Below are 26,345 nucleotides of genomic sequence, written 5' to 3' on the forward strand. Positions count from 1 at the left end.
AACCTTTCTTAGGGTTGATTATTATTCTGAGCTTCCTCTGTGCTTTCATGAAGTAGAAAGGATAATGGCTGCGAGGATATTTTATGATTGTCTGCCCTAACTGCAATCACCAAAATCCAGACGGAGCCACTCAATGTGAAGCCTGCTACACCCCCTTACCAGAAACCACTAACTGCCCCAACTGTGGTGCAACTGTTCAGACGGATGCTAGCTTCTGTGGTCAGTGCGGCTTTAACTTGAAAATGAGTGCTCCGTTCGGAGAAGGGAGTATGTCGGCTCTGGACCAACTCCCCGAAATACCGGACTTGGTGAACCCCGATCCGCTTGTTGAACCTGAACCCATGTCTATTAGCTCTGAAACTTCAGAGCCAGAACAAAATCCTACGAGTCCACCGGCTCCTGACTCTGCCCCTGGGCTTCCTGCTACCATTGTGACTCAATCAGCCAATTCAGAAGCTGCCAACGAGAGCGAGAGTCATCCTGGCCAAGAGACAGTTCCACCACCACCCCCCGCTGTTAGCAGTGAAGCAGTACCAGCGGCTACAGCCACTAGTACTAGCCCTTCCTCGGCAGCGGTAGTTTCTTCCGGAAGCGCCAAAACTCAATTGCAGCTACAGTCAGCTCAACTACTACACCTGCAAACAAACACGTTGATTGAGTTGCCCCAGAATCTTCAAGTGATTCATGTCGGTAAACCCAATGATCAAATTCCGCCTGATGTTGACGTTTCTGGTTTTCCTGACTCAGATATCGTTTCCCGTATTCACGCAGATATTAGGGTCGAGGGAGATATTTACTACATTGAAGATGTTGGCAGTTCTAATGGCACCTACATCAATCACACTCCCCTACCTAGCGGGAATCGGCATAGACTACGACCAGGCGATCGCATTAGTTTAGGCAAAGGTGACCAGGTAACATTTTTATTCCAAGTTGCTTAATTCTGCCTAAAGAGGGGGCAAGATTGAGATGCCCCTTCCTTTAATAAAACTTTTAAATCACCCTGGGTACAAAGCCAGCTAACGTCTCCCTAGAGCCCAATGCTACCAAGTTGAGCAGCTCAGGAGCTTAGTCAAGAGTATCCAAATGGGTTAGGCTTGTATCGAAGAGTTAATCTCAAATGGTTTTTAAGCTTTTGAGGGTCGTTAGAAAGCAGATTTTCTAGGATAGGCATTCCCCATGAGTCCGCCAAACTTTCCCCACAAGCTATACGATTGATTAAGGGGGTAAATATCACCTTTTTCGCTGGGATTAGCTTTTACCGACTCTGGTAACAGTTTCGGTGGTGTAGGTAAGAGACCCCCACGCCAGTTGCTGGGGGAACTATATAAGAGTCTCAGACCGAATTAGGATAAGTCACTCGCAAGATTTAATACCAGTGATTACTCTGACTTTGCTGCATCCTTTCCAGCCTGTACCTGTTCAAAGTTGGCCTTTTAAAAATAAGTCAGTGATTCGGATTGGGCGCTCAGCAGACAACGAGGTTATTCTCTACAGTGCTGTAGTTTCTCGTCACCATGTAGAACTGAGGCACAATGGTTCGGACTGGGAAGTCTTCAGCTTAGGTGCTAACGGCACTTACCTTAAAGGGAAGCGTTTTACCCAAGTGCCCGCTAATGATGGAATGATCATCCGTCTAGCAAGTTCTGGCCCAAAAATTCAGATTCATATTGAACAAGAAACCCCTCATACCAAGCTGAAGTCTGTTTTAGAAAGGCAAGCAGCTTCTCGAAAAGGACTGCTAGACCAGTCAAAAGATACTTTTGTTAATTACCAAGAATAACCCTTGCTGAGCTTGAATCAAAAATGATATTACAGGCTAAGCACCGAGCTGAGACAGCCTGGTGCTTAAAAGCTTCTACCCGACAGGTCAAAAACTTCAACCTGTCAGTTCCTACTCCTCCCTTAGCTGTTATAGACGCGCTACCCCATCTTGCCGCGCTGCCTGCTGCACGGCACTAGCAACTACCGTGACAACTCGATCATCGAAAACGGAAGGAATAATGTGTTCCTTGTCCAAGTCTGTGCTAGTCACCAAGGAAGCGATCGCATTAGCAGCTTCCAGGTACATGTTGATTGTAATTGCCGATGCTCGACAGTCTAAAGCCCCGCGAAAGACACCGGGAAAGGCAAGGACGTTATTAATCTGATTTGGGTAGTCACTACGACCTGTTGCCATTACCGCCACATCATTCACGACTAATTCTGGCTGAATTTCCGGTATCGGATTTGCCATTGCCATCACAATTGGGTCTTTTGCCATAGAGCGTACCATCTCCGGTGTAACGACACCAGGAACACTAACCCCCAAAAAGATATCGGCACCCTCAAGGGCATTAGCAAGGGAACCAGCCGCTGCAACGGCAAATTGGCGCTTTTGCTCTGTTAAATCGGCACGGTCTTGAGAGATAATTCCCTTAGAGTCGCACATCCAAATGTCACTAGCTCCCGCTTTGCGCAATAACTTGGCAATTGCTACTCCAGCAGCTCCTGCACCGTTAATCACGATCCGCACGTCTTCTAGGGATTTCTTGACTAGTTTCAGGGCATTAATCAAAGCTGCAAGGCTGACGATTGCCGTACCATGTTGGTCATCGTGAAAGACAGGAATATCTAACTCTTGCCTTAGCCTTGCCTCAATTTCAAAGCAGCGTGGGGCGCTGATATCTTCGAGGTTAACACCACCGAAAACGGGAGCGATATTTTTGACAGTTTCAATAATGCTTTCTGTATCTTGGTTAGTCAGACAGATGGGAAAAGCATCAATGCCAGCAAAGGCCTTAAAGAGCATCGCTTTTCCTTCCATCACTGGAAGTGATGCCTGTGCCCCCAAATTACCCAACCCCAAGACAGCACTACCATCGGTGACAATAGCAACCGTATTACCCTTAATGGTAAGGGAATAGACCTCTTGTGGATCATCAGCGATCGCGTTACAGATGCGACCCACACCCGGAGTATAGGCCATCGCTAAATCTGCTTGAGTTGTTAGGGGCAGTTTGCACTCAACACTAATTTTGCCGCCACGATGTAAATTAAAAGTGCGGTCATAAACACTAATAATTTTGACGTCTTTGAGTGCCTTAACCGCTGCGACAATTCCCTCGGCGTGTTCTGTGCTGGCGGCATCAACAGTAATGTCGCGAGTAGAAAGCTTGCGAGTTTGCTCAACCAGTTTAATTTCCCCCAAATTGCCACCGACTTGGGCGATCGCGTGAATTACGGAGGCAAGCGTACCTGAGAAGTTGGGAACTTGAAGGCGAATCGTTAAACTGAAGCTAGAGTTGGGTGTCAGGTGTACCATGCTGTCTCAATAAGCTAAAAATAACCCTAGCCTATAGGAGCTTGTTAACCAGCAATTGTACTCAATTACACCTTCAGAGTTGAACTGCCACATTTATGACTAGTCTCTACACTGAAATTGAGATCAATGCTCCAAAGCAAAGGGTTTGGGAGATTTTATTTCGGAAAGACCAGTGGAAACACTGGAATACTTTCCTCTTCGACTGTGACTCAAAAGTACCATTTCAGCAAGGGCGAGAAGTCTTGCTTTCTCTACGCAGGCTTCCCCACGACGAAGAAACAGAGTTTGAGCCTTTGGTTAAATTAGTGCAGCCATCAGTCTGCCTCAGTTGGGTTTCTTCCTTCCCTGGTTTTCTTAATGAACACTTGTTTGAGCTACAAGAGATTGGTATTGGCCGCACCAAATACCTTCACAAAAACTATTACTCAGGAATCCTCACTCGCGTATTTTTGCCTTTTATTCGGGAGGACGAACGCCGAGGAGCTCAAAGGATGGCACGAGAACTAAAACACTATGTTGAGAACTTTTGAATCATCAGATACCAGCTGCTCACAGAAGAGACTACGCAGTAGTTAGCGACGCTATGCTAATGCTCAGCCTTCAGCAAAGCTAATAACAACTGCCAAAGCCACTAAATATCAATTTTTATAGTTAACTAATCAGTCAAGGTAACCCATGAGTTCGTCTGTACCCACACTCACATTGCTGGCAATCGGACGACCATGAGGCAGCGGTCTGAGGCTTTTTATTCTGATATCTTTACTCTTAGAGATTTCAGCTTGGTTAGTTCCAGCTAGGGATTGTTTATTTTTGGCTAAAGCAGTTTCTTCCATGGTGCTACTTGGGTTCCTCAATAAAGTTTCACAATTAGTATAAATGCTGCTGTTCGCCGCCTAGGAGATTAATTTCCCTAAAAGCTAGAAAACCGCGACTATTTTTTTGGCAAAATCCCAGTTCAGTAGTCCAATATTAGCCTCTAACCAGAGCAACATCAGAAGATATTGAAAGATTATCAAAAATTAAGTTAAATTTAGCGCCAAATCTTACTATGAACCTACTTTTAGCAAGATAAGTATCATCGATTTATCTTATTTATTTGATGAGTTTCCTATATAAGTAAAAATTCTGTTGGAATATATATACTAATCCTCAATGAAGTAAGAACATTCACTTGTTTTCCCTGTCTCCCTTGGAAGGAAAATCCCATAGGATTGCTATACTACGAGTTGATTGCTGCATCAGGCATGATGGCTCTACTCAAGTCAGCGTCACGCAAATTTACTTGATTGAGGTTGGCATCAATCAAAACAGCTTCCACCAAAATCGCTTCACTTAGATTAGACCAGCAGAGTTTAGCTCGGTACAAATTTGCCCTAGTCAGATTTACTCCTCGTAGAGTTGTCCAACTCACGCACGCGCCTCTGAGTTTAGCCTCACTCAGGTTAGCTTTTGTCATATTAGTTCCATTAACTTTGGCTCTACTCAAATCTGCCTGAAACAAGTTGGCTTCAGTAAAGTTAGCCCCATTCAAGAGGGTTCTTGAGAGATTTGCCCCCTTGAGATTAGCTCCGATCAGAATTGCATTGGTCAAGTTAGCCCCTTCTAAATTAGCTGCACTGAGGATGGCATAGGATAAATTAGTTCGGCTCAAAGATGCCTCGATCAGTCTGGTGCCACTTAAGTTAGCCTCCCGCAGTATCGCATCACTAAGAATCACCTCTGTTAGATTAGCTCCACTGAGATTAGCTTCCTTGAGGTTGGCAGCCCTTAGACTAGAATCCCTCAATTGAGCACTTGTCAAATCTGCTTTGCTCAAATTGCTGACAATCAGGTTTGCCTCGCAAAGATTAGCCCCCCGCAGCTGGGCACCGGAGAGATCCGCTTCCCGCAAATTAATATTCTTCAGAAATGCTCCAGTAAGATTGACCTGACTGAGGTTGGCACCTCGAAAATTAGCTTTACTCAAGTCAACTCCCGTCAGAGACGCTCCCTGTAAGTCAATGCCTCTAAATTCCCTTTCCCCTAACCCATATCGCTTTAGCAGTTCATCGGCATCCATCTGGCGTCCCTCAAATTGATCTCAGAAATAACGGTGTTTATTCTCTTTTGTCCAACCTCAGCTAGATTGTTCTCGTTACACTGGCAACAGCAAAGGTGTAAGATAGCGAACCAAACGGTCATGCCTTCTGAGAAAATCAAAGAGTAGCTGTTAGCGGCAGAAGAGTTAAAAGTTGACAAGATGTGCTTACAGGGAGTAGTCAATTCCCGGATTCACCGGGGAAGAAAATCACTCTACTCCCTTTGGGTTACACTTTATTGGTGGAAAGTTGAAGTTTTTTAAAGAGTTAATCTACCTTCAACATTCTTTGCCTATAACTTTCAACCCATTCTTCTGATAGCTGATAGCCAATAGCTGATAGCTAAGGGAAGAACACATCCATGGCGGACAACTTTAGAAGCAAAGCGGTAACCCAGGGCGTCCAGAGATCGCCTAACCGAGCCATGTTAAGGGCAGTTGGTTTTACAGATCAAGATTTTACTAAACCGATTGTCGGGATTGCCAATGGGTACAGCACAATTACTCCTTGCAATATAGGTCTTAATGACCTGGCTAAACGGGCAGAGACGGGAATTAAAGATGCTGGTGCCATGCCCCAGATGTTCGGCACAATTACCGTCAGTGATGGCATTTCTATGGGTACTGAAGGGATGAAATATTCCCTAGTATCCCGAGAAGTGATTGCCGATGCTATTGAGACTGCTTGCAATGGGCAGAGTATGGATGGTGTGCTGGCAGTTGGTGGCTGTGACAAGAATATGCCAGGAGCAATGATTGCGATCGCTAGGATGAATATTCCCGCAATCTTTGTCTACGGCGGCACCATTAAACCAGGACGTCATAACGGCTGCGATTTGACGGTTGTCAGTGCCTTTGAGGCTGTCGGGCAATACAGTGCTGGCAAAATCGACGAAACAGAATTGACGGCAGTGGAAGAAAAGGCTTGTCCTGGTGCAGGTTCCTGTGGTGGTATGTATACAGCCAACACGATGTCTTCAGCCTTTGAAGCTATGGGAATGAGCCTGCCCTATTCCTCAACAATGGCGGCTGAGGATGCAGAGAAAGCTGATAGTGCTGAGAAATCTGCTGCGGTATTAGTAGAGGCAATTCGGCAACAGCGGTTGCCTAGAGAGATTTTGACTCGCAAAGCCTTTGAAAATGCGATCGCGGTAATTATGGCGGTGGGCGGTTCGACAAATTCTGTGTTGCACCTATTAGCGATCGCTCATGCTGCTGGGGTTGAGTTATCAATGGATGACTTTGAAACTATCCGTGGTAGAGTGCCAGTGCTGTGTGACCTCAAACCTTCTGGCAGATATGTAACCCTAGATTTGCACCGCGTCGGTGGTATTCCTTTGGTGATGAAAATGCTTTTGGCCCATGACATCTTGCACGGTGATGCCTTAACAATTACTGGAGAAACTATTGCTGAAGTTTTGGCTAATGTTCCAGAAGAACCACCTGCTGGCCAAGACGTGATTCGCCCTTGGCATAACCCGATGTATGCTCAAGGACACCTGGCAATTCTCAAAGGTAATCTGGCGACAGAAGGGGCAGTCGCCAAAATAACTGGGGTCAAAAAGCCGCAAATTACCGGCCCAGCAAGGGTATTTGAATCGGAAGAAGCCTGTCTTGATGCAATTCTTGCTAGTAAGATTAAGGCTGGTGACGTGATTGTTGTCCGCTACGAAGGACCCAAAGGTGGTCCTGGCATGCGGGAAATGCTTGCTCCCACTTCGGCGATTATTGGTGCTGGTTTAGGAGACTCGGTAGGTTTGATTACTGATGGCAGGTTTTCTGGTGGCACCTATGGCTTGGTAGTTGGTCATGTAGCCCCAGAAGCAGCAGTTGGTGGTGCGATCGCTTTGGTTAAAGAAGGTGATACGATTACTATTGACGCTCCTGCACGCTCCTTAAATCTCCACGTATCAGATGCGGAACTTGAGGAACGTCGTCAGCAATGGCAGCCACCAAAGCACCGTTACACCCGTGGTGTACTAGCAAAATATGCCAAGTTAGTCTCTTCTAGTAGTGTCGGTGCAGTGACGGATCTAGGACTAGGCTAACGCGCATCAAAAACAAATTCACCTGGGTGGACTAAGGGTGAATTCCTTTTCAGAAACCTGCGTGAGTTGCTACGCTCGGCATCAGCGCGATAAGCAGGTTTTTAGTTTACAGTGGGATGATCGCTATACCTTGCTAATTTTGTTAGAGGTGGAGTGCCATTTTCTCCTCTTCCAGAAGACGCACTAAGTTATCATCTCCCCTAGCTTCGGCTACCTCTAGCCGACGCTCCAGACTATGCCGAATATTGCTGAAGTGAGTACTCACTATCTCATCTTGGACTGGTTGCCTTCTGGGGCGGTTGAACCATTGGAAGAGCCATCTAGCAGCGACAGGTTGAGGAACGGCGCTAGGCTTGAGTGCAGTGGTAGATTGACCAGTGGAATAGGCCACGCCACGATATTTGAGATGATCTACGGATCCCAGTTTGGGTAGGTATTGGGGATGGTGAAACCGCCAACTCTGACCTCGGTAGCTACCAGCAATTCTGCCTTCGGTTACTTTTAACGTCGATGGTTCACCTTCGTAGTGAACACCACGATAAGAAAGTTTCATTTCCTTGCACCTCATAAAAATTGATTACTGAAGAGTTTGTCTCAAGTAAGGGATGTCAACAAAGGCTTATTAAAGCTTTGATCTAGATGTCGCTGCGGGGCTTGCTGTGCTTGAGGACACCTTTCATAACTATCTTGAGTTTATTTTCTGTATCTATTTTGACATTTTTACTAGAAGTCTGCCAAATGTTAAGAAATCAACACATGGTCTTGATAGCTGTGCGGGCAGTACAGGCTGAGTAAAAATGTGATAATTAAGTATTTAAAGTATTGTTATCTTGCAATTACCAGATTTAGTCCGAAATTAACTGTGGATTAAGCTAAGAAGTATTTGGAGCTAATTGCTCAATGAGTTAAACAATGGGGAAAGCCGCCAATCTCTAATAGTTTGCTTGCTCAAGTAATTGAAACGTCTTGGGAACTAGATTATGCTGTTTTTAAATATCCGAAAATTATCTTGTCTCCCTTTGCCAAACTCTGTACATATTACTGATTTATCCCTTTAATTAATTATTAACTGAATTTTTAGAGTGTGGTACTTCTGTTTCCCGCTATAGTAGCCTCTCTGTTTTTTTGTCGCTCAATTTATGTTTCGGAAAAATTGACAACAATCACTTAGATTTCTGGCGATGTTTCTGCTTCAGCTCCTTGTAAATGGCGCTTCCCTGGTAAGTGAAATTTTCCGGCTTAGCTTAAAAGGGGAGGGAGGACATTCTATTGCTGTTTTATACGACATCTAGCTAGGTTCTAAATATTCGTTTATCCTGTTTTATTTAAAACACTTTTATTATTTCCGCAAGAGGTCTAATATATAATGCCTAGAGTCTTCTTTTTTGAAGTATTTCCTCAACAACTTGATAAATCCAAATTCTCTGAGATGCGTTATCAACTCTTGAGCAGTAATCTCTAAACTACTGAACTGACGATATTTTTCCGGCTCATTAGAGACAGTTATATTTTTTTCAACCCCAAAAAGAAAAGCCAATTTATGGTTTTTCAAAAATTTTAAGTTTTCTACTCCTGAGTACCAACTATCTCCTGTCACTAGTCTAGGATTGACACCCCAATCAGTCACTTCAGGGGAGCATCTCTTGAAAATAATCCTTCTTTATTTTCCCTTCCTTTGTATCGTGTATTCTGTAATTTGTTGCTACTAAATTCCCCTGAGTGTCGCTGTAATCTAGCGTAATTAAATTTAACTCTTTGATACTTCGATGATGTTTGTCAGACTAAAAATAACCGATTAAGTCTACATGTTTATGATTGCTGTACAGGTTTTCTATTACTGTCTCATCAACACTTAAAATCCCTGCTACTAGGTTGACAATATTTTTTATCATCTCGAATAAATCTTTCGATTCGTATCTATACCTCAAGAAAAAAAGGTTCACACTACCATGTAAAAAATTCCCCACTATTTCGGCTAACTTACTACATCCTCAATGCTTCGGTTCTGATAACAAAAACAGAGTGTAATGTTCAAGATTACATTGTGCTGTTGAGGGTTTACTGATTTCTCTAATTGTCCGATACCTATTTTTTGACGACACCTGTTTCTCAACTCACTATTTTATTACTATGTCAATGCGTAAGTTTTAGCCTTTAGCTTCACGAGCCTAGGCTAGTGCTTTCTTGCGATTATCCAATCTAAGCAGGTGGCGCTCAAAGCGATAGCCTAAAAAGCTCTGTAACTTCCGATAGAGAAACCGGAAATAGATAATAGGTCAAGGACTTTAGACTAACCAGATGATTCAGAAAAAAGCAGATTGTTACTTGTTACTTGATATTCTAAATAATCTGGCAACTGCTATAACTTTACTTTAAGAATTCAAAAAATCGGCATCAAATTCAGGAAGAGATGGGTTGATGCTCATGCCAGAACCAATTTCAAAACCTGCCGGAGTAGTCGTGCGAGGCAAAATTTGGCAATACCAGTGGAGTTGGGGTTCCTCTGCTTTGTAACGAGCAGCAGTATGGATGACATAATTGTAATCAGGATTGTTTAGTTTTTCATACAAATTAGCAAGAACTTGCTTTAAAATTAGAGCAAAGTCGGACTTTTCTTGATCAGAAACACTGCCAAAGTCTGCTTGATGATTTTTGGGCATAATCCAGATTTCAAAAGGCACATCGGCAGCAAAGGGAATAAAAGCCACGAAAGATAGATTTTCTTGAATAACTCGCCTGCGTTCTTTCATCTCAAACTCTAAGATGTCGCAGTACAAGCACCTTCCCCATTCATCAAAATACATCTGAGCCTCTAGCTCTCGCCACCGCACATGGCGAGGCACCATACCAGTTACAATAATTTGAGAATGAGGATGCTTTAAAGAAGCCCCAGCCCGTTCCCCACGATTGCGGAAAATAATCGCCATCATATTTTCATGCACCGCCATTAATTCCAAATAGCGCTTGTGATAAGTCTCAATGACAACATCAACTACTTCTTGTGTCATGGTGGCGATGTCTTCGTTGTGTTTGGGGCTTTCTACAATCACCTCATGTTCACCATAACCAGACATTGCCAAATAAATTCCTAGAGGAAAGCGCTTCATATGTTTATTGGGCGTTAAAGCAGGGAATTTGTTAGTAATAACCCTGGTTTGCCAACAACTGTGTTCTGTGTTCTGCAACTCCAGAACAATACACTTCAAGTCCTGCTCATTTCCTTGACAAAAAGGACATGTTGGATCAATTATCGGCAGGCAATGTTCTATCCGATTAGTTTTTTGAAAATCCTGGGGCCGTTTACGCCTACTTGGTGCATAAATTACCCATTCTTTAGTTACCTTGTTTAGTCTAATTTGACCTTCTGACATTTTTTGCTCCTAAGGGCGTCTATTAAACCTCCTGTAGAAATAAAACCCTACCCCAAACAGCCCTTTATGAAGAGAGGATTAGGGGCTGTTTGAGGTAGGGTCATAGGGAGAGAGAAACTGATCTTTTTTATCCTCCTAGAAGAACATGCAATTGACATTCTCTCCGGGCTTAAGCCACAGAGATTTCTAACCAAGCAACACCCGAAGGAATCATCTTTTAATGAGGGTCAGATGTGGGCTAGCTGAACACCGGGCTAATTGCGAAAACTTTAAGGTGATTTTGTCGGAGCAGGTGATGGAGAGGGTAACGGAGTAGGTGACGGAGTAGGAGTAGGTGTCGGACTAGGTGTCGGAATAGGAGTAGGAGTAGGAGTAGGAGTAGGAGTAGGTGTCGGAATAGGTGTCGGAATAGGAGTAGGAGTAGGAGTAGGTGTCGGAATAGGAGTAGGAGTAGGTGTCGGACTAGGTGTCGGAATAGGAGTAGGAGTAGGTGTCGGAATAGGAGTAGGAGTAGGTGACGGAGTAGGTGTCGGAATAGGAGTAGGAGTAGGTGTCGGACTAGGACTATTTGTTGGAGTAGGTGACGGAGTAGGTGTCGGAATAGGAGTAGGTGTCGGAATAGGTTGACCAAGAATTTGCTTTGCCTCTTGGTCAAGTCTTTGACGAACTTGTAGAGTAGCAATTCCCGTCACTGGCAAATTAAATTTCTCCTGAAATTGCTTAATAGCTGTTTCAGTTTGCTCATCATAAAACTGGGTACTTGGTAAAGCCGGACTCGGATCAAGAACTAAGTTCAAGTTAGCTCTGAGAATTTTTACCAGATTAGCTGCAAGATTTTGAGTTTGAGGACCAACAATACCATCAACCTGGATATTGTATCCCTCCTGAAACTTGCGGATGGCATCCCTGGTGGTGGGATCTGTTAGGCTATCTCCTGGCATGACGTTGTATCCAAAACCACGCAAGACAGAGCGAAACTCACTCGGAGTATAATTCCGGCTTCCCTGTGCAAAACTTACTTCAGGGCTGGTCAAACTTGCTGCCAAGCTAAAGCCAACGACAACAATGGGCGCTGTGTAACGAATCCACATAACTCACACTCTTCACATAAACACTCTAGCCAGATGATAATTGGAACATGTAAAGTCTAAGGTTAAAATATGTCACTCTGTAGTGCTGGAGTGCACAGTTAACCAGAAACTAATACTAAATGAGTAGCTCAATAGCCTGACACCGCGTCTCCGTCACTATCAGTAAAGTATAAATTCCTAGAACCCAGATAAATACCCTCAGCTTGCTCACCAGCCGGAAAGGCGGTAACACCGAAAGTGTAGAAACCGCTAGTTGTGGGATTACGTAAAGGACGAAGACCTATCGTAATGGTTTCACCGGGAGCGACAGGTTTGTCAAATGTTACGGAAATTCCCTCCATCTCAGGTTCCTGGGTAATCTCTTTGAGAGTTAAACTTTGACCTCTGTTCTGAGGTGTCTCTAAGAAAGCCAGAGTATCTTCTAAATTGAAGCGGATATCGTCAAATCCTTGGCGCTGGTTAATTACAACTCGCCCCAGAGGCTCACCCGCGTCCTCAGGCAACTTCAGAGTAAAGTAGTAAGTCGCACCTCTGAGGTAAATTTGCTTGTAGGTTGTTGTAACCTCAAGCAAGCGAGGAGACTTTTCAAACCAGATTGTTCCGTCTGGTAGCTCAAGTGCCATCATTGAAGGGATAGCAATCCCCCAAATGCTCACTGAGATGATTAGAGTGAATCTTTTCACAGTGAAAAACTGCATTGGCTCACCTCTAGGTAAATGATCCTGATCTGTTAATCTAACTCTCTTGTTGAAAGCTGCGGTTTAATGCTTTGAGACTGAGGTCGAACTTAGTTTTAATACTCTTACACTGGTGAGGATAGACAATTGTCGGCATCAAGAAGACTCTGGAAAGCACTGAATCATCTATTTACATCATGATGGTGCCTCTTCTCAAGGGCAAAATCGTCTTGAGAATTAGCTCCTCGTGCGATTAATTATCTCTTTCTAATCAACCCATGTCATCTCTGCAACGACTGACCGGAAAAACCAGCAAACGTCAATACCGCTCTAACCTTTGGTTTGAAAGAGTAATGGCGCTTTTGGCATTACTTAACCTACTTTTTGTGCTGTTTGACATAAGCTACATTCCCCTGCGAAATTTCTGGCTACAGCGTAAAGTACAAGTTTTTAGTTTTAAAGTTGGTCCTGTAGAGTCTCAAGGTTTCCCCGTCTCGTTTAAGTGGCTAATTCCCAACGTCACTCAATTTTATGACCCGGTGAAGGGCATCGTACCCTATCGAGATACTCAGCAATATTTAGAAAAAGTTGATCAACTAGAAAACCAATTGATCGACCCTGGTTTGAGATCGCTAGAAGTAACAGCAATCCTAGAAGATTTGCGCGATCGCAGCATAGAAATAATTGATACTAATCCTTTTCAGATTGCTAATAAGACTGGCACTCTAGAGAAAATAAAAAATAAGATGCGTGAGGGAGTTCCTAATTCAGAGGATTCGGCTAAAGAAGCATTTAACATTTTCTGGAGCCAGGATTACTTAGCCAATAATCCGGTGCAAAAACTGAATTTTTTTAATAGTGAGATCAGACCTCTAATAGAAACCAATTACTACCGTCCCATTGGTGAAAACGGCGAATTTGTAGACCTTTTTGGGGTGATTGACTTCCCGTTTTTTGTATTATTCGGTGTAGAATTTTTGGCTCGTACCTGGTTAATCAGTCGCCGTCGTACCGGTGTTAGTTGGCTAGATGCCATGCTCTGGCGCTGGTATGATATTTTTCTGTTGATCCCGCTCTGGCGCTGGTTGCGCATCATCCCGGTAACAATTCGCTTAGGCCAAGCTAGATTAATTAACCTTAGTCGTATCGAAAACCAAATCCGCCAGGGGTTCGTTGCCGAAATCGCGGAAGATATGACGCAAGTTGTAGTAATTCGAGTCATTAACGAAGCTCAAAGTTCCATTCGTAAAGGGGAGATTGCCAAATGGCTATCGCAGCAAGAAACTCGTCCCTACGTAGACCTCAACGATATTAATGAGGTAGCAGAAATAGCTAGTATAGTTTCACAGCTGATGGTTTATCAGGTTCTTCCTAAAATCAGACCGGATCTTGAAGCCTTACTGGAACATTACCTAGAAAAAGTTCTCAATCAATCGCCTATTTACCAGGGACTTGAGCAAGTACCAGGCTTAGGAGACTTACGGAATCAGTTGACCGGGCGGCTAGTGACAGAAATTACTCAGGCAGTTTACGATGGTCTCAACTCTGCCCTGGAAAAAGACCCGGTTGCTGACCAACTATTCCAACGTTTATTAGAACACTTCAGCGAAGCGTTTGGGTCAGAAATCCAGGGCAAGCGAACCTTACAAGAAATTCAGTCTCTGCTTACAGCTTTGCTAGAGGAAGTCAAGGTCAATTATGTCGAGCGTTTGTCGGAAGAAGACTTTGAAGCAATCCTTGACCAAACTAGAGCCATCCGTCAAACTGCCCACAAGTAACTCGTCTGGAGGTAAGAGCGCCACAGATAGGACTGCTTGCGCTAGAATTTAATTTATAGCAACGAACACAACTCTATTCGTCGCTAGTCTTCTTGGAAGCAATTTTGCCTGGAAGTGGGTCAGACCCACTTTTTTTTGTAGGAGTTTTTCCATGACTCATCCCCTGATTCCACAGCTAATAGATTTGGCAACGCCAGTGGCCGACAACCTGGGATTGGAGGTAGTGGGGGCAGTTTTTCATACCAACAGACGCCCTCCAGTGCTACGTGTGGATATCCGCAACTGCACCGGTGATACTGGTTTGAATGACTGCGAACGAATGAGTAGAGCCCTAGAAGAAGAATTAGATGCTACGGATATTATTCCAGACGCCTACGTTTTGGAAGTCTCCAGCCCAGGAATCTCAAGGCAGCTAACAACTGACCGCGAGTTCGTGTCTTTCAAGGGGTTTCCCGTCATGGTCAAGACATCCGAACCCTACGAGGGTCAAAAAGAGTGGCGAGGGCAGTTAATTCGCCGGAATGAAACCGGAGTTTATCTAAACCAAAAAGGTCGTCCGGTCACTATTCCCCGCGAACTGGTAATTAGGGTGCAGCTAGACGATAAGACCTGAATTATGGTTAAAAACTGAAAGGTTGTTGGCGTACTAGCATGGGTCGCACCCTTGGCGCGTTTCGGGCGCGACGCCCCTAGGTTCAAGCTTAGAAGTTTCTGGAGGATTAGTGGTTGGTTGTTTCCTTTCACTTAGTGTCATGGTTTCCCTTTGGGCATAAAGTGCAGTAGGGTTCGTCAAGAATTCCTCACACCTAACTTTTAAGCCTCTGGGTGCTTTCCCGAGGGAATAACCATCCGGCAAGCACTGGCAACTTCTTGAAGGGATATAGTAGGGCATCAGGGGCAAGGCTAGTCAGGCAAGCGCCCCAAGCAAGCATGGCTAACTTTGTTTAGCGAAGTTTCCCTCGCTTTAGAGAAGTTATTTCTTCAGGTTAGGGTAGCGCCGGAAGAAAATCTTAATCTTCTAGCCTAAGACAAACCTTTAATTTTTCATGTGTCCATTCTTACTAAATTAATTGAGGAGATTTGCCTATGTCTATAGTTAGTTTGCCTGGCCTAAAGAAGATGATCGAAGAGATCTCTCAAAGCCATAATCTACCCAAGTCTGCTGTTCAGCAGGCTCTCAGAGAAGCATTGCTTAAAGGTTACGAGCGCTATCGCCGCGCTCAACGCTTAGACCGATTTCATTTCGATGAAGAGTATTTCGACAACTTTGAAGTGGATCTAGATGTTGAAGAAGAAGGCTTTCGCATCTTGTCTACCAAAACTATTGTGGAAGAAGTGGGCAACAGTGATCATCATATCTCCCTCAAAGAAGTGCAAGAAGTAGCTTCAGAGGCACAAATGGGCGACTCAGTAGTTCTGGATGTGACGCCAGACCAGCGTGAGTTTGGTCGTATGGCAGCTATCCAAACCAAGCAAGTTCTCTCACAAAAACTGCGAGACCAGCAGCGCAAGATAATTCAAGAAGAGTTTCAAGAGCTAGAGAACACAGTTTTACAAGCTAGAGTGCTACGGTTCGAGAGGCAATCTGTGATTCTGGCGATCAGTAGTGGTTTTGGTAATCCAGAAGTTGAAGCCGAATTACCTAAGCGGGAGCAACTACCCAACGATAATTATCGAACTAACGCCACGTTTAGAGTCTATCTGAAAAAGGTTCGCGAGGGCCCTCACCGAGGTCCGCAGCTAGTAGTTTCTAGAGCTTCTGCCGGCTTAGTCGTTTACCTGTTTGCCAACGAAGTCCCAGAAATCGAAGACGAGGTGGTTAGGATTGTGGCAGTGGCACGAGAGGCTAATCCCCCCTCTCGTCACGTTGGTCCAAGGACTAAAATTGCTGTAGACACCCTAGAGCGCGATGTAGACCCAGTAGGTGCTTGTATCGGTGCTAGAGGTTCGCGGATTCAAGTTGTCGTCAACGAATTACGGGGCGAAAAAATCGATGTAATTCGCTGGTCTCCTGATCCATCCACCTACATTGCCAATGCCCTTAGCCCAGCGCGAGTTGACCAAGTGTTATTGGTCAATCCAGAAGGTCGTCAGGCTCACGTTTTAGTAGCTGAAGATCAACTAAGCTTGGCAATTGGTAAAGAAGGGCAAAATGTTCGTTTGGCTGCTCGTCTTACTGGCTGGAAGATTGATATCAAGGATATTGCTAAGTACGAATACGAAGCAGAACAGCGCAAGATAGAGGAATTGCAAGCAGCTGCGGCAGCATTAGAAGAGTTCCCCGAAGAGGAGTATGATCAAGATGAGGATGAGTACGAAGAAGATTTAGAAACAGTGACTGCCGATGATTCTGAACTAGTGATTGAAAATAAGCCTCCAGAAGAAGAAGATGCTTTCGCTTAAGGGATATCTAAGAGAGCAAGCTAGTTGAGAGTCAACCAAGTTAGGTAAACATAAAACCTGCCCTCTGGATGCACAAAAGCGCTGAGCAAAAACCTTCAAGCTCTACAATGGGCAAGCTGCTAGCACTTGAGGTGCTGATTTGCCACTCCTGGCTAGCTCAGCTTGCCGAAAAGCGCCTGGAAAACCTTTAAACAAAATGAAACCTAACTACCGACGTTGTTTAAGCTGCCGCGTAGTACTACCTAAACAGGCTTTGTGGCGTATTGTCAGAGTCTATCCATCGCGACAGGTACAATTAGACGAGGGGATGGGACGTTCTGCCTACCTGTGTCCCCAAGAGAGTTGTCTGGCGATGGCTCAAAAAAAAACCGGCTAGGGCGATCGCTTCGTGCATCAGTGCCAGAGCATCTGTACGAAACTTTATGGCAGCGCTTGACCACTACTCCAATGGAGCAAGATAACCAACCACAAGGAGAATTATCGCAAAAGTTAAAGACAAATGTTCCTCAAGAGAAAGAGAAGCCCAGGAGTCGTTAGGATTAAGAAGGGAGTAGATTATTAATCAGTAGTTTAGTTTCAAGAGGTGAATGAGTCTCCATCAAAATAGACAAGCTATCCTTAAATACGGTCAAGGAAAAGGTCTAAGTCCAATTGATGATACTTTATGTGCAAAATGAAAAGAAGTAAGACTGTGTTTCCCATACAAAGTTATTTCCAGATCTTAATGTCAACAGGCAAACGCAAAGTTTGGTTGTCAGCTTTTGGATAAAAGTAGCAGTTCGACAACATTGCAAGTTTTACCGATTGGGCAAAAAACCAACGGTGAAGAGGTTACTAGAGCATTGAGTTACGGTGCAACAAATATGATGTAACAACTGGTAGAACGGGGGAAGAGTGGATGAACAACGGCAAAGTCAGAATTTACGAATTATCACGAGAATTAAATTTGGACAACAAGGACATTTTGAGTATCTGTGAAGGGCTCAATATCGCAGTAAAAAGTCACAGTAGCACGATTACAGAGTCGGAGGCCCAAAGCATTCGCGCAGCAGCAGAAAAATACCCTAACCGCCCAGCTATGGTGGGTGGTCGCGACAGTGCTGATTCATCTCAAGAAAGCACTGGTTCGGCATCAAATCAATCTATAGGACGTGCCAACGGTGCTCGGCGGCAGCAATTCGTGGAACTTCGTAAACCTAAATCTCGTCCCAGTTCAAACTCAGGGCAAGGTAATCCTCAATTGGCTAACCCTCCTCAACCCCCCATCAAACCTCAGCTTAGCTCCCCACCTCCTCGTTCAGTAAATCCTGAGCGACCTCTTGCACAGGCTAGTCAGCAAGAAGAAGAGGATACCGAATCTAGGTGGGAAGATGAGTCCCCAACTCAGCCTCCATCAGCAGATAACGTTTCTCCAGAAACATCTTCTACGGGTGATTTAAAAAAACCCAAACTTGTAGAACCCCCTACTAGACCGCAGCGCTCCAAACCTCAACCTGCGCAAAATGCCGTAGCGCCGATTTTGAAGCGCAACCGTAATGCTGCTCCGGATACATCCTCAAGTAGCACTCCCACTCCTGTTAAACCTCCCAGCAAACCCCAAAAGTCCAGCCCCTCTGAATCTCCTACTTCAGAGTCCAGGACTCCCGCCGCACCATCGCTTCCTAAACTCCAGGAACCTCCCACAAGAGCACGACCCGCTCGTGGCAGGAAGGCGGCTGACATGGACGACACTAGCACTGGAATTCCTGATGAAGATGGTCTTGAAGAAGATTCCATTGAAACACCAGACTTGCTCGACCTTAAGCTGAGACGACCCAGTGCTCCTAAACTTTCTAAGAAGAAAGACTGGGATGAAGAAATCGTCGAAGAAGAGGGCAAAGAGGGCAAAGGGAAAACAGCTAAAAAGCAGCGCCGGACAACATTGTTCTTGGAAGATGAGGACGATGATTTTGATAACGACGCCAAAAATGGTGCAGATTCTCCAGTTAAGGTCAGCCTTTCTGTCGCTCGTCCTCCTAAACCTAAGTCACGTCCTGGACAGCAAACACCGACTGCAGCGCCCAGCCTCAGTCGGGCGAAAAAGCCTGGCCCTAGCAGGGATCAAGGCGGCGGCGGACGCTCAGAGAGTCGCAATAACCGACGCCGTCCCAAAGAGGGTGTGGCGGAATTGCCGGAAAAAATTGTCCTGAGTGGTTCTGTAACTATCAGAGAACTGGCCAGCCAACTCAACATTGCCGAAACTGAGATTATTAGAAAGCTATTCTTCAAAGGAATGGCTGTAAGTATCACTCAAACCCTCGATGTTCCTACTGCCAAGATGGTAGCGGAGGAAATGGAGGTGGAAGTTGAGACGATTCAAGAAGGATCTGCTGCCACCAAGGTGACAGAGATGCTGGATGCTCGAGACTTGGAAAATCTACAGCGGCGTCCCCCTGTCGTCACGATCATGGGCCACGTCGATCACGGTAAAACTACCTTGCTCGATTCCATCCGCAAAACCAAAGTTGCTCAAGGAGAAGCTGGTGGTATTACTCAGCACATTGGCGCTTACCACGTGGATGTTGAACACGAAGATAAAACACAGCAGGTAGTCTTCCTTGACACCCCTGGTCACGAGGCTTTCACCGCCATGCGGGCAAGGGGTACGCGAGTCACAGACATCGCTGTGCTGGTGGTTGCTGCTGATGATGGTGTTCGACCTCAGACCATTGAAGCTATCAGCCACGCCAAAGCTGCTGAAGTTCCCATTGTGGTGGCGATCAACAAGACTGATAAACCGGAGGCGCAGCCCGACCGGGTTAAGCAGGAATTAGCAGAACGTGGTCTAGTGCCAGAAGAATGGGGTGGGGATACCATCATGGTTCCAGTGAGTGCTCTCCAAGGAGAAAATCTTGACACACTTCTAGAAATGATTCTTCTGGTGGCGGATATTGAAGAACTCTCCGCTAACCCAGTGCGACCAGCTAGAGGGACGGTGATTGAAGCTCACCTAGATAAAGCTAGAGGACCAGTTGCCAGTCTCTTGGTACAAAACGGCACCCTACGTGTAGGTGATACCCTCGTTGCTGGCTCTATCTTTGGTAAGGTACGAGCCATGACTGACGACCGAGGTGAGAAAGTGGAAGCTGCGGCTCCTTCCTTTGCGGTAGAACTGCTCGGCTTGAGCGATGTTCCGGCTGCCGGTGATGAGTTTGAGGTCTTTGAAAGTGAAAAAGAAGCCCGGGCCGTTGCTGATTCTAGGGCTGATCAGCAAAGACAGTCTCGCCTGCAACAGCTGATGGCTTCACGCCGAGTCACCCTCAATAGCCTCTCAGCTAAGGCTCAGGAAGGTGAGCTCAAAGAACTCAACTTGATTTTGAAAGCCGATGTTCAAGGTTCCGTCGAAGCAATTCTCGGTTCTCTCCAACAGTTGCCCCAGAACGAAGTGCAAATCCGAGTCCTCTTCGCAGCTGCTGGTGAAATTTCTGAAACAGACATCGATTTAGCCGCTGCTAGTGGTGCTGTGATTATTGGCTTTAGTACTACGCTCTCTACTAGTGCTCGTTTGTCCGCTGAACAAGAAGGTGTAGATGTACGCGAATATGGCATCATCTACAAACTGTTGGACGATATCCAAGGCGCGATGGAGGGTCTCTTAGAGCCAGAGATGGTAGAAGAACCCCTCGGTGAAGTAGAAGTTCGAGCTGTGTTCCCAGTCGGTCGTGGCGCTGTTGCCGGTTGCTACGTACTCTCAGGTAAAGCAGTTCGTAATTGCCAAATACGAGTGCGACGCGGCGGTAAAGTTGTCTACGAAGGTAACCTTGATTCCCTGAAGCGGATGAAGGATGATGCCAGAGAAGTCAACGCTGGCTACGAATGTGGCGTAGGCGTCGATAAGTTCAACGACTGGCAAGAAAGAGACATTATCGAAACCTTCCAAAAGGTCAGCAAGCGCAGGACTCTTTCTCCAAACTAGTCATGGATCAATAACCAGTTGTTGGGGCGTAAGTAATCGTCTTGGTTAACCAGAAAAAAAGACGACAAGTTACACCCCAACCGACACAGAGCAAGGGCAATGCAGAAAAATCAACAAAAAACTAAGGACTAATGACACAGGACACAAGGAAGCGCTCTTTCTGGAGTGAACCTTTTCTCTGGATTCATCTTGCCGGTTTGGCAGCACTACCCTTGACTTTGGAAGTTGTTTGGCTAGGGCTGGCAGTGGGCGATCCCCTACTGCCAGTATGGCTGGAGTTCCTGCTAGTAGCAGCGATAGGAACCATTCCAGTGGTGGCAATGCAATTGACCCGCCCCTTCGACATTTTCAGTCTTCTAATCCTGGCGATTAAGGCGGAGCAGCTTAGTGAGGAGCAACGGCGTCTCTTAAGTTTGTTCAAAACAAAGCCTAACAAGGTGCTAACAATAGCTGCGGCGCTGATCATGGTGTTGGTGCTTTGGCAAATTTACCGAGTAGCACCAATGGCAGCGCCTCTGGTTACTTTGGCACCACAATGGCACATTGCTGGGTTGCTAGGAGCTGGGTTAGCCTTTCTCGCGAGTAATTTGTTTTTGCAAGTACCCCTGAGTGTGGTACAAGTTCTCTTCACCAGCGAGCTTGAATTTAGCGTAACCCAACCCTATCCTGTGGAAAAAATACCGCAAGATTTCACCATACCAGGCTTACCGGTTAATCAAATTTTGCCCTTAGAGGCAAAAGATACCGCTACTTTAGCGACGACAACTCCAATTTTGCCGTCTGAACAGGAAACAATTTCTTCAGAGGAAGGTAACTCAGCCCAGCAATAACCTTAGCTGTTTTGACCAAAATAGTGACCAATAACCTCACCAACCAATCAGCCCGGTAATCTTCCTGATACCCTCCATAACCTCAACCAGACGTTCCCCATTGACATGAACCTCTGGAGTTGGATAATTTTCGAGAATTTCGATGAGGGTAATTTCTTGATCAGGAAGTGCGGAACTAACCAGTGCAGACCTTAGAGATGGTATATTAGCTCGATTAGAGGGAGTATGAATCACCTCGCTAACTTGACCAAGCATAAGTTCGCCGACAGGGCTATTAAGTGCCTTAGATAAGAGAATAGGGTCTACGTGGATTTCTCTTGTGAGAGTACCCCTCAACTGCTCCGGTTCCTTGTTAGCCATTCGGAGATAAGTGCTTAGCGCAGGTGATAGTTGACCTGTTTGGGCAAACTCAGATAATTCAGGAACCGAAACTGTTTCTTGCAGGAAGCGGTACTTGAGTACCACCGACTCAGCAGCTTCTGCAAGAGTGCTAGAGAAAGCAGCACTCATCAGGGTTACAAAACCCAAGCTCAAACGTAGCACAAGTAGTAAACGATTCGACATTCCTGTATGTTGACGCATTTTGCCTCTAGCCAAACTGGGATGAGGTAGTGGATGGTATCAGCAAGATTTTGGTAAGTAACTTGGCTTAAAATTAGCGTAGCTAACTTGCCCAGAAGTTGGGTTATCTTTACAACTGCAAAAAAATAGAAATTTTATACTGGAGATAGCTAATAAATCCCTATAAGTACTTGGATAAATATTACCTATGGCTCCTGATCCCAGGATTATGACCGCTGTTGAGCAACTAGGTTATCGCGTTACTGTGGGGGACGTTGCTAGTAAAGCTGGATTGAATATCAACCTAGCACAGCAAGGATTACTGGCTCTAGCCTCTGATGCTGCTGGACATTTGCAAGTAGCAGAGTCAGGCGACATTGCCTACCTGTTTCCCAAAAATTTTCGTTCAATTCTGCGCAACAAATTCTTACGGCTAAGGTTCCAAGAATGGTGGGCAAAGGTTTGGCGCGTCCTTTTCTATCTGATTAGGATTTCCTTTGGTATTCTCCTGCTGCTTTCAATCGTCTTGATTGTACTTGCCATCGGCATTATCTTGATGAGCCTCAATTCCAGCAATGACAATAATTCTGACAGAGGTGGTGGCAGTCGTTCTGGTGGCGGAGGTATGATCTTCATGCCTCACTTCTGGATTGGGCCAGATATCTTTTGGTTTTTTGACCCAAATTATCGCTCTCGTTCTCAGCAACGTAGGGCATCTTCTCGAACCTCTAGCAGAAACGAGATGAATTTCCTTGAGGCAATTTTCTCCTTTCTGTTTGGTGATGGCAATCCCAATGCGGAACTCGAAGAACGTCGTTGGCAAGAAATTGGCACCGTCATTCGTAACTCCCAAGGTGCAGTAGTTGCAGAACAGATTATTCCTTATCTCGATGATTTGGGAGAAGGATACAAGCGGGAGTATGAAGATTATATGCTACCAGTACTCAGCCGATTCAACGGACGTCCTGAAGTAAGTCCTTCAGGGGAAATTGTCTATCACTTCCCAGAATTACAGACGACAGCACAAGAACAGCACCCCCAACCAGTCGCAGCTTACCTAAAAGAGCGACTTTGGCGCTTTAGTCAAGCAAGTAGCGGGCAAATTATGCTGGCAACTGGACTAGGCGCTGCCAACTTAGTTGGTGCTTTAGTTTTAGGTTCCCTACTCAGGGGTGGTGAAATAGCGGCACAACTAGGCGGTCTTGTTGCCTTTGTACAGTTAATTTACCCCATCTTGGTGTTTTACGGCATTGGTTTTTTGGCAATACCACTGATCCGCTATTTCTGGACTCAGTGGAAAAATGGCCAGATTGAACAGCGAAATCAGCAGCGGCAGCAGGAGGCTGTTGCTATCAATCAGGCAGACGCTGCCTTGCAAAAAAAGATGTCTTATGCACAACAGTTTGCTGCTTCTGAGGTGATCAAGCAAGAAGATTTAGTGTATACCAGTGAAAAGGATTTGCTTGATCAAGAATTAGAGAGAAAAGACCAAATTGATGCTGAATGGCAGAAGCGTTTAGAGTCTGATTCTTAAAACTTTTACCTCGGCCATTGTATGCAAAAATTAACAGCAGGAATTAAGTGGGCTTCCAGGATTATCTTTGAGCATTCTGCATTTCCTTAAACCTTGGTCTCACCAACTACTGCTATTAGCCTGGATTGCCCTTGGCGCTGCTTTGCGTTTTAGTCAACTGACTCTTAAATCGCCTTGGACAGATGAATTTGCGACAATAGTCTTCAGTTTGGGCAATAGTTACCAAAACTTACCTTTAAACCAGGCGATTTCTCTGGATACTTTGCTCCAACCACTGCAAGTCAACCCAGACAACGGATTGCTAATGGTGGTAAGTAACCTTTTGAAAGAAGATCACCATCCACCTCTCTATTTTGTACTCGCTCACTCATGGATGGAAATATGTCGCGCCTTGGGTTTACAGACAAGAGATCTTACCTCTCTTTTATGGGCAGCGCGATCGCTTCCTGCCCTTTTTGGGGTGGTATCTATTCCTGCTGTGTATGGACTCGGCTGGCTGGCTTTTCGATCGCGTTTGGTGGCAAGCCTCGCGGCAGCAATGATGGCTGTTTCTCCTTATGGGGTTTATCTGGCCCAGGAAGCACGTCATTACACCCTGGGTATTCTCTGGGTGATTGCTTCTTTGTCTTGCTTAGTGGTGGCAGTGCAAAATCTCAAACGTCGGACAACTTTGCCCATCTGGGTAGTACTTTCCTGGGTACTGGTTAATTCTCTAGGCATAGCAACTCACTATTTTTTTAGCTTGACCCTATTGGCAGAAGCGATCGTTTTAATGGGATTTTGGATTTGGCAAAGGTACTATCCTACCTCTGTTACTAACTCCTCAAACTCTTTGAAAGTAGAAATTCCTAACCGCGCAACTAATGTTTGGTGGCGAATTTATGCTGCAGTTGCGGGTACTGTAGCTGGGTGTTTCGTCTGGCTACCGATTTTCAAGGCAAGTTACGACCCTCAGATGACCCAATGGATTATGAGTGGCGTTAGCCCAGTGGGAAATGAAAGCATGCTGCGCCAGATTGTGACTTTAATCAGTCCAATTGTTCAAGCCCTTGCCACTTGGACTACGATGCTTTGCCTGCTACCAGTGGAAGCAACTGCACCACCATTAGTAATTGCTTCTGGGATGGTGATGCTAGGGTTTTTGATCTGGGCATTGCCCATTCTTTATCGGGGTTTTAGGGTTCAACTAAACTCTTCTGATAATGGTTTAGCAATGATCGTGCTAGGGGGCTTTGTCTTAGGAGCGATCGCACTATTTTTCGGTATTACCTACATTCTCGACGCTGACCTTACCAGAGGAGCACGTTATAGTTTTGTCTACTTCCCTGCTGTCATTGTAATATTGGCAGCGTCTTTGGCAATTAGCTGGCGCGAGGCTGAAACTGTAAATGCCCAACTTAGAACCGAAGCAATTTTGCCCCGAAAACAGATCAGATTCCCTTTATTTGGCAAAATAAATGGTAAGACTGCTATTGGGCTAATTTGGCTGATGGCGTCTTTGAGTAGTATTACTGTAGTCAGCAATCTGGGCTACCAAAAGTATTACCGTCCTGACCTGTTAGCGTCGATAGTACAACAGCGATCCCCAGTTCCAGTGCTGATTGCCACCACTCATAACACCCTCGTACAAACTGGTGAAATGATGGGTATTGCTTGGGAGTTCAAGCTTCTTAGAGATTCCCAGAGATTAACCTCAAATCCTCAGTTTCTGCTAGCTCATCAAAATCAAGACCAATGTCAAGGAACAGCTTGTCCTGCTTCTGCTACTCTTAAGGAGGCATTAGAGCAATTGCCGCGACCATTAGATGTCTGGTTGGTGAATTTTAAAGCCCCAGTGACAGTGCCTTCAAATTGCTTAGTTCAGAAGCTTTTTGTTGATCAGTTACCAGTAGATGGCTACGGGACTCAATTGTATCGCTGCCTTGCCGCCGACTCTTGAGCTTTCCCTACGACTTTACTTTCAATTTTGTCTGAAAATGCGCGGCTAGGTAGCTGTAAAATCAGAGCTTTTAGAAAAAATAGCGGAAGCATTGCAGGGAAAGGGATTGAGCCATCTTAGAATTTGAACTAGCCGCGCACTTTACCCTGTAAGGGTTTCAACGATTTTGCTCTTGACAGATCTGTATCTTTTGATCCATGATTAGGTTAGTCGCGCAATTGAACCTTGAAAACCTAATACAGCCGTATCTTCTGGCAACCGCGGTCTCAATTAATATGAATCCCTATCAGGGATTGAAACGGACATGGGAGAAAGCCGACCCCTATAAATTACGTCTCAATTAATATGAATCCCTATCAGGGATTGAAACTCTTTAACAAAGTGGTGAGTAACGAACCCGTATCGTCTCAATTAATATGAATCCCTATCAGGGATTGAAACCGCCATGGCATCGAAACTTACCGACATCTTTGTAAGTCTCAATTAATATGAATCCCTATCAGGGATTGAAACATCTGTGTACTGCTTGGCGTTGAGCAATGCCGCAGCTGCGGGTCTCAATTAATATGAATCCCTATCAGGGATTGAAACTTGGGGAGGTTCCTGATAGCAAAAATCGGCGTCGTCTCAATTAATATGAATCCCTATCAGGGATTGAAACACCCTCGATTTAGTCCCAGAAATTGAGCTTATCGTCTCAATTAATATGAATCCCTATCAGGGATTGAAACCCAAATCCCACACATCGAGAGTTGGGCTTGTAGCTCTGCTAGTCTC

19 protein-coding genes, 2 pseudogenes and 1 CRISPR repeat array (1 of these 22 cut by a window edge) are annotated in these 26,345 nt (G+C 45.2%); of the genes and pseudogenes, 12 read left to right on the top strand and 9 right to left on the bottom strand.

Annotated elements, in window-relative coordinates:
• Positions 1-83: 83 nt before the first annotated feature.
• Both ACT7WV_RS23510 and ACT7WV_RS23515 read left to right on the top strand, forming a co-directional pair.
• Positions 84-941, top strand: a complete 858-nt coding sequence (locus ACT7WV_RS23510; RefSeq protein WP_445105201.1) for an FHA domain-containing protein — start codon at positions 84-86, stop codon at positions 939-941.
• Between the two features lie 437 nt (positions 942-1,378).
• Positions 1,379-1,783: an FHA domain-containing protein gene (locus tag ACT7WV_RS23515; protein WP_445105202.1), complete on the top strand. Its 405-nt coding sequence runs from the start codon at positions 1,379-1,381 to the stop codon at positions 1,781-1,783.
• A gap of 129 nt (positions 1,784-1,912) precedes the next feature.
• On the opposite strand, the gene ACT7WV_RS23520 is transcribed toward ACT7WV_RS23515, so the two are convergent.
• Positions 1,913-3,304 carry an NAD-dependent malic enzyme gene (locus tag ACT7WV_RS23520; RefSeq protein ID WP_445105203.1) on the bottom strand — a complete coding sequence of 464 codons (1,392 nt, stop codon included), beginning with the start codon at positions 3,302-3,304 and terminating at the stop codon, positions 1,913-1,915.
• 95 nt (positions 3,305-3,399) lie between these two features.
• Here ACT7WV_RS23520 and ACT7WV_RS23525 point away from each other — a divergent pair, with 95 nt between their 5' ends.
• On the top strand, positions 3,400-3,834 hold the full coding sequence (locus ACT7WV_RS23525) for an SRPBCC domain-containing protein (protein WP_445105204.1): 435 nt from the start codon (positions 3,400-3,402) through the stop codon (positions 3,832-3,834).
• A 129-nt stretch (positions 3,835-3,963) separates the two neighbouring features.
• Here the strand turns inward: ACT7WV_RS23525 and ACT7WV_RS23530 are convergent, their stop codons facing one another.
• The gene (locus ACT7WV_RS23530) at positions 3,964-4,137 is read right to left on the bottom strand and encodes a hypothetical protein (protein ID WP_445105205.1); all 174 of its coding nucleotides are present in this window, start codon (positions 4,135-4,137) and stop codon (positions 3,964-3,966) included.
• Positions 4,138-4,523: 386 nt separating this feature from the next.
• Positions 4,524-5,363 carry a pentapeptide repeat-containing protein gene (locus ACT7WV_RS23535; protein ID WP_445105206.1) on the bottom strand — a complete coding sequence of 280 codons (840 nt, stop codon included), beginning with the start codon at positions 5,361-5,363 and terminating at the stop codon, positions 4,524-4,526.
• Between the two features lie 380 nt (positions 5,364-5,743).
• On the opposite strand from ACT7WV_RS23535, the gene ilvD reads away from it, so the two are divergent.
• Positions 5,744-7,429, top strand: coding sequence for a dihydroxy-acid dehydratase (ilvD, locus tag ACT7WV_RS23540; protein WP_445105207.1), 1,686 nt, complete (start codon positions 5,744-5,746; stop codon positions 7,427-7,429).
• A gap of 142 nt (positions 7,430-7,571) precedes the next feature.
• Here ilvD and ACT7WV_RS23545 read toward each other — a convergent pair whose 3' ends face one another.
• From ACT7WV_RS23545 to ACT7WV_RS23565, 5 genes and pseudogenes are all read right to left on the bottom strand, one after another.
• Positions 7,572-7,982, bottom strand: a complete 411-nt coding sequence (locus ACT7WV_RS23545; RefSeq protein ID WP_445105208.1) for a DUF4278 domain-containing protein — start codon at positions 7,980-7,982, stop codon at positions 7,572-7,574.
• An 804-nt stretch (positions 7,983-8,786) separates the two neighbouring features.
• A pseudogene (locus ACT7WV_RS23550) lies at positions 8,787-9,504 on the bottom strand (IS701 family transposase); the annotation flags it as partial.
• 297 nt (positions 9,505-9,801) lie between these two features.
• Positions 9,802-10,800: a galactose-1-phosphate uridylyltransferase gene (gene galT / locus ACT7WV_RS23555; protein ID WP_445105209.1), complete on the bottom strand. Its 999-nt coding sequence runs from the start codon at positions 10,798-10,800 to the stop codon at positions 9,802-9,804.
• A gap of 269 nt (positions 10,801-11,069) precedes the next feature.
• Positions 11,070-11,891 (bottom strand): peptidoglycan-binding domain-containing protein, encoded by an 822-nt coding sequence (locus ACT7WV_RS23560; protein WP_445105210.1) that lies wholly within the window; start codon positions 11,889-11,891, stop codon positions 11,070-11,072.
• A 128-nt stretch (positions 11,892-12,019) separates the two neighbouring features.
• The gene (locus tag ACT7WV_RS23565; protein WP_445105211.1) at positions 12,020-12,589 is read right to left on the bottom strand and encodes a DUF2808 domain-containing protein; all 570 of its coding nucleotides are present in this window, start codon (positions 12,587-12,589) and stop codon (positions 12,020-12,022) included.
• Between the two features lie 257 nt (positions 12,590-12,846).
• Between ACT7WV_RS23565 and ACT7WV_RS23570 the strand changes: the two genes are divergently transcribed.
• The 6 genes and pseudogenes from ACT7WV_RS23570 (at position 12,847) to ACT7WV_RS23600 (ending at position 21,534) form a co-directional block, all read left to right on the top strand.
• Positions 12,847-14,346, top strand: a complete 1,500-nt coding sequence (locus ACT7WV_RS23570; protein ID WP_445105212.1) for a hypothetical protein — start codon at positions 12,847-12,849, stop codon at positions 14,344-14,346.
• 151 nt (positions 14,347-14,497) lie between these two features.
• Positions 14,498-14,959: a ribosome maturation factor RimP gene (rimP, locus tag ACT7WV_RS23575; protein ID WP_445105213.1), complete on the top strand. Its 462-nt coding sequence runs from the start codon at positions 14,498-14,500 to the stop codon at positions 14,957-14,959.
• Positions 14,960-15,432: 473 nt separating this feature from the next.
• Positions 15,433-16,749: a transcription termination factor NusA gene (gene nusA / locus ACT7WV_RS23580; RefSeq protein ID WP_445105214.1), complete on the top strand. Its 1,317-nt coding sequence runs from the start codon at positions 15,433-15,435 to the stop codon at positions 16,747-16,749.
• Positions 16,750-16,945: 196 nt separating this feature from the next.
• A pseudogene (locus ACT7WV_RS25935) lies at positions 16,946-17,286 on the top strand (YlxR family protein).
• A 361-nt stretch (positions 17,287-17,647) separates the two neighbouring features.
• Positions 17,648-20,704 (top strand): translation initiation factor IF-2, encoded by a 3,057-nt coding sequence (gene infB / locus ACT7WV_RS23595; protein WP_445105217.1) that lies wholly within the window; start codon positions 17,648-17,650, stop codon positions 20,702-20,704.
• A 131-nt stretch (positions 20,705-20,835) separates the two neighbouring features.
• On the top strand, positions 20,836-21,534 hold the full coding sequence (locus tag ACT7WV_RS23600) for a low-complexity tail membrane protein (protein ID WP_445105218.1): 699 nt from the start codon (positions 20,836-20,838) through the stop codon (positions 21,532-21,534).
• A gap of 36 nt (positions 21,535-21,570) precedes the next feature.
• Here the strand turns inward: ACT7WV_RS23600 and ACT7WV_RS23605 are convergent, their stop codons facing one another.
• On the bottom strand, positions 21,571-22,116 hold the full coding sequence (locus tag ACT7WV_RS23605) for an alpha/beta hydrolase (RefSeq protein WP_445105219.1): 546 nt from the start codon (positions 22,114-22,116) through the stop codon (positions 21,571-21,573).
• A 187-nt stretch (positions 22,117-22,303) separates the two neighbouring features.
• Here ACT7WV_RS23605 and ACT7WV_RS23610 point away from each other — a divergent pair, with 187 nt between their 5' ends.
• Both ACT7WV_RS23610 and ACT7WV_RS23615 read left to right on the top strand, forming a co-directional pair.
• Positions 22,304-23,629 carry a hypothetical protein gene (locus ACT7WV_RS23610; protein ID WP_445105220.1) on the top strand — a complete coding sequence of 442 codons (1,326 nt, stop codon included), beginning with the start codon at positions 22,304-22,306 and terminating at the stop codon, positions 23,627-23,629.
• A gap of 67 nt (positions 23,630-23,696) precedes the next feature.
• On the top strand, positions 23,697-25,568 hold the full coding sequence (locus ACT7WV_RS23615) for a glycosyltransferase family 39 protein (protein ID WP_445105221.1): 1,872 nt from the start codon (positions 23,697-23,699) through the stop codon (positions 25,566-25,568).
• Positions 25,569-25,831: 263 nt separating this feature from the next.
• Positions 25,832-26,345: direct repeats of the CRISPR family, unit length 37 nt; unit sequence GTCTCAATTAATATGAATCCCTATCAGGGATTGAAAC (it continues 7,878 nt past the right edge of the window).

It is taken from the genome of Symploca atlantica LB2515, from assembly GCF_052546295.1.

Excerpts from the sequence above, each read along its gene's own strand:
- ACT7WV_RS23510 (WP_445105201.1), top strand. The coding sequence starts at position 84 with ATGATTGTCTGCCCTAACTGCAATCACCAAAATCCAGACGGAGCCACT.
- ACT7WV_RS23520 (WP_445105203.1), bottom strand. The coding sequence starts at position 3,304 with ATGGTACACCTGACACCCAACTCTAGCTTCAGTTTAACGATTCGCCTT.
- ACT7WV_RS23525 (WP_445105204.1), top strand. The coding sequence starts at position 3,400 with ATGACTAGTCTCTACACTGAAATTGAGATCAATGCTCCAAAGCAAAGG.
- ACT7WV_RS23530 (WP_445105205.1), bottom strand. The coding sequence starts at position 4,137 with ATGGAAGAAACTGCTTTAGCCAAAAATAAACAATCCCTAGCTGGAACT.
- ACT7WV_RS23535 (WP_445105206.1), bottom strand. The coding sequence starts at position 5,363 with ATGGATGCCGATGAACTGCTAAAGCGATATGGGTTAGGGGAAAGGGAA.
- ilvD (WP_445105207.1), top strand. The coding sequence starts at position 5,744 with ATGGCGGACAACTTTAGAAGCAAAGCGGTAACCCAGGGCGTCCAGAGA.
- ACT7WV_RS23545 (WP_445105208.1), bottom strand. The coding sequence starts at position 7,982 with ATGAAACTTTCTTATCGTGGTGTTCACTACGAAGGTGAACCATCGACG.
- galT (WP_445105209.1), bottom strand. The coding sequence starts at position 10,800 with ATGTCAGAAGGTCAAATTAGACTAAACAAGGTAACTAAAGAATGGGTA.
- ACT7WV_RS23560 (WP_445105210.1), bottom strand. The coding sequence starts at position 11,891 with ATGTGGATTCGTTACACAGCGCCCATTGTTGTCGTTGGCTTTAGCTTG.
- ACT7WV_RS23565 (WP_445105211.1), bottom strand. The coding sequence starts at position 12,589 with ATGCAGTTTTTCACTGTGAAAAGATTCACTCTAATCATCTCAGTGAGC.
- ACT7WV_RS23570 (WP_445105212.1), top strand. The coding sequence starts at position 12,847 with ATGTCATCTCTGCAACGACTGACCGGAAAAACCAGCAAACGTCAATAC.
- rimP (WP_445105213.1), top strand. The coding sequence starts at position 14,498 with ATGACTCATCCCCTGATTCCACAGCTAATAGATTTGGCAACGCCAGTG.
- nusA (WP_445105214.1), top strand. The coding sequence starts at position 15,433 with ATGTCTATAGTTAGTTTGCCTGGCCTAAAGAAGATGATCGAAGAGATC.
- infB (WP_445105217.1), top strand. The coding sequence starts at position 17,648 with ATGAACAACGGCAAAGTCAGAATTTACGAATTATCACGAGAATTAAAT.
- ACT7WV_RS23600 (WP_445105218.1), top strand. The coding sequence starts at position 20,836 with ATGACACAGGACACAAGGAAGCGCTCTTTCTGGAGTGAACCTTTTCTC.
- ACT7WV_RS23605 (WP_445105219.1), bottom strand. The coding sequence starts at position 22,116 with ATGCGTCAACATACAGGAATGTCGAATCGTTTACTACTTGTGCTACGT.
- ACT7WV_RS23610 (WP_445105220.1), top strand. The coding sequence starts at position 22,304 with ATGGCTCCTGATCCCAGGATTATGACCGCTGTTGAGCAACTAGGTTAT.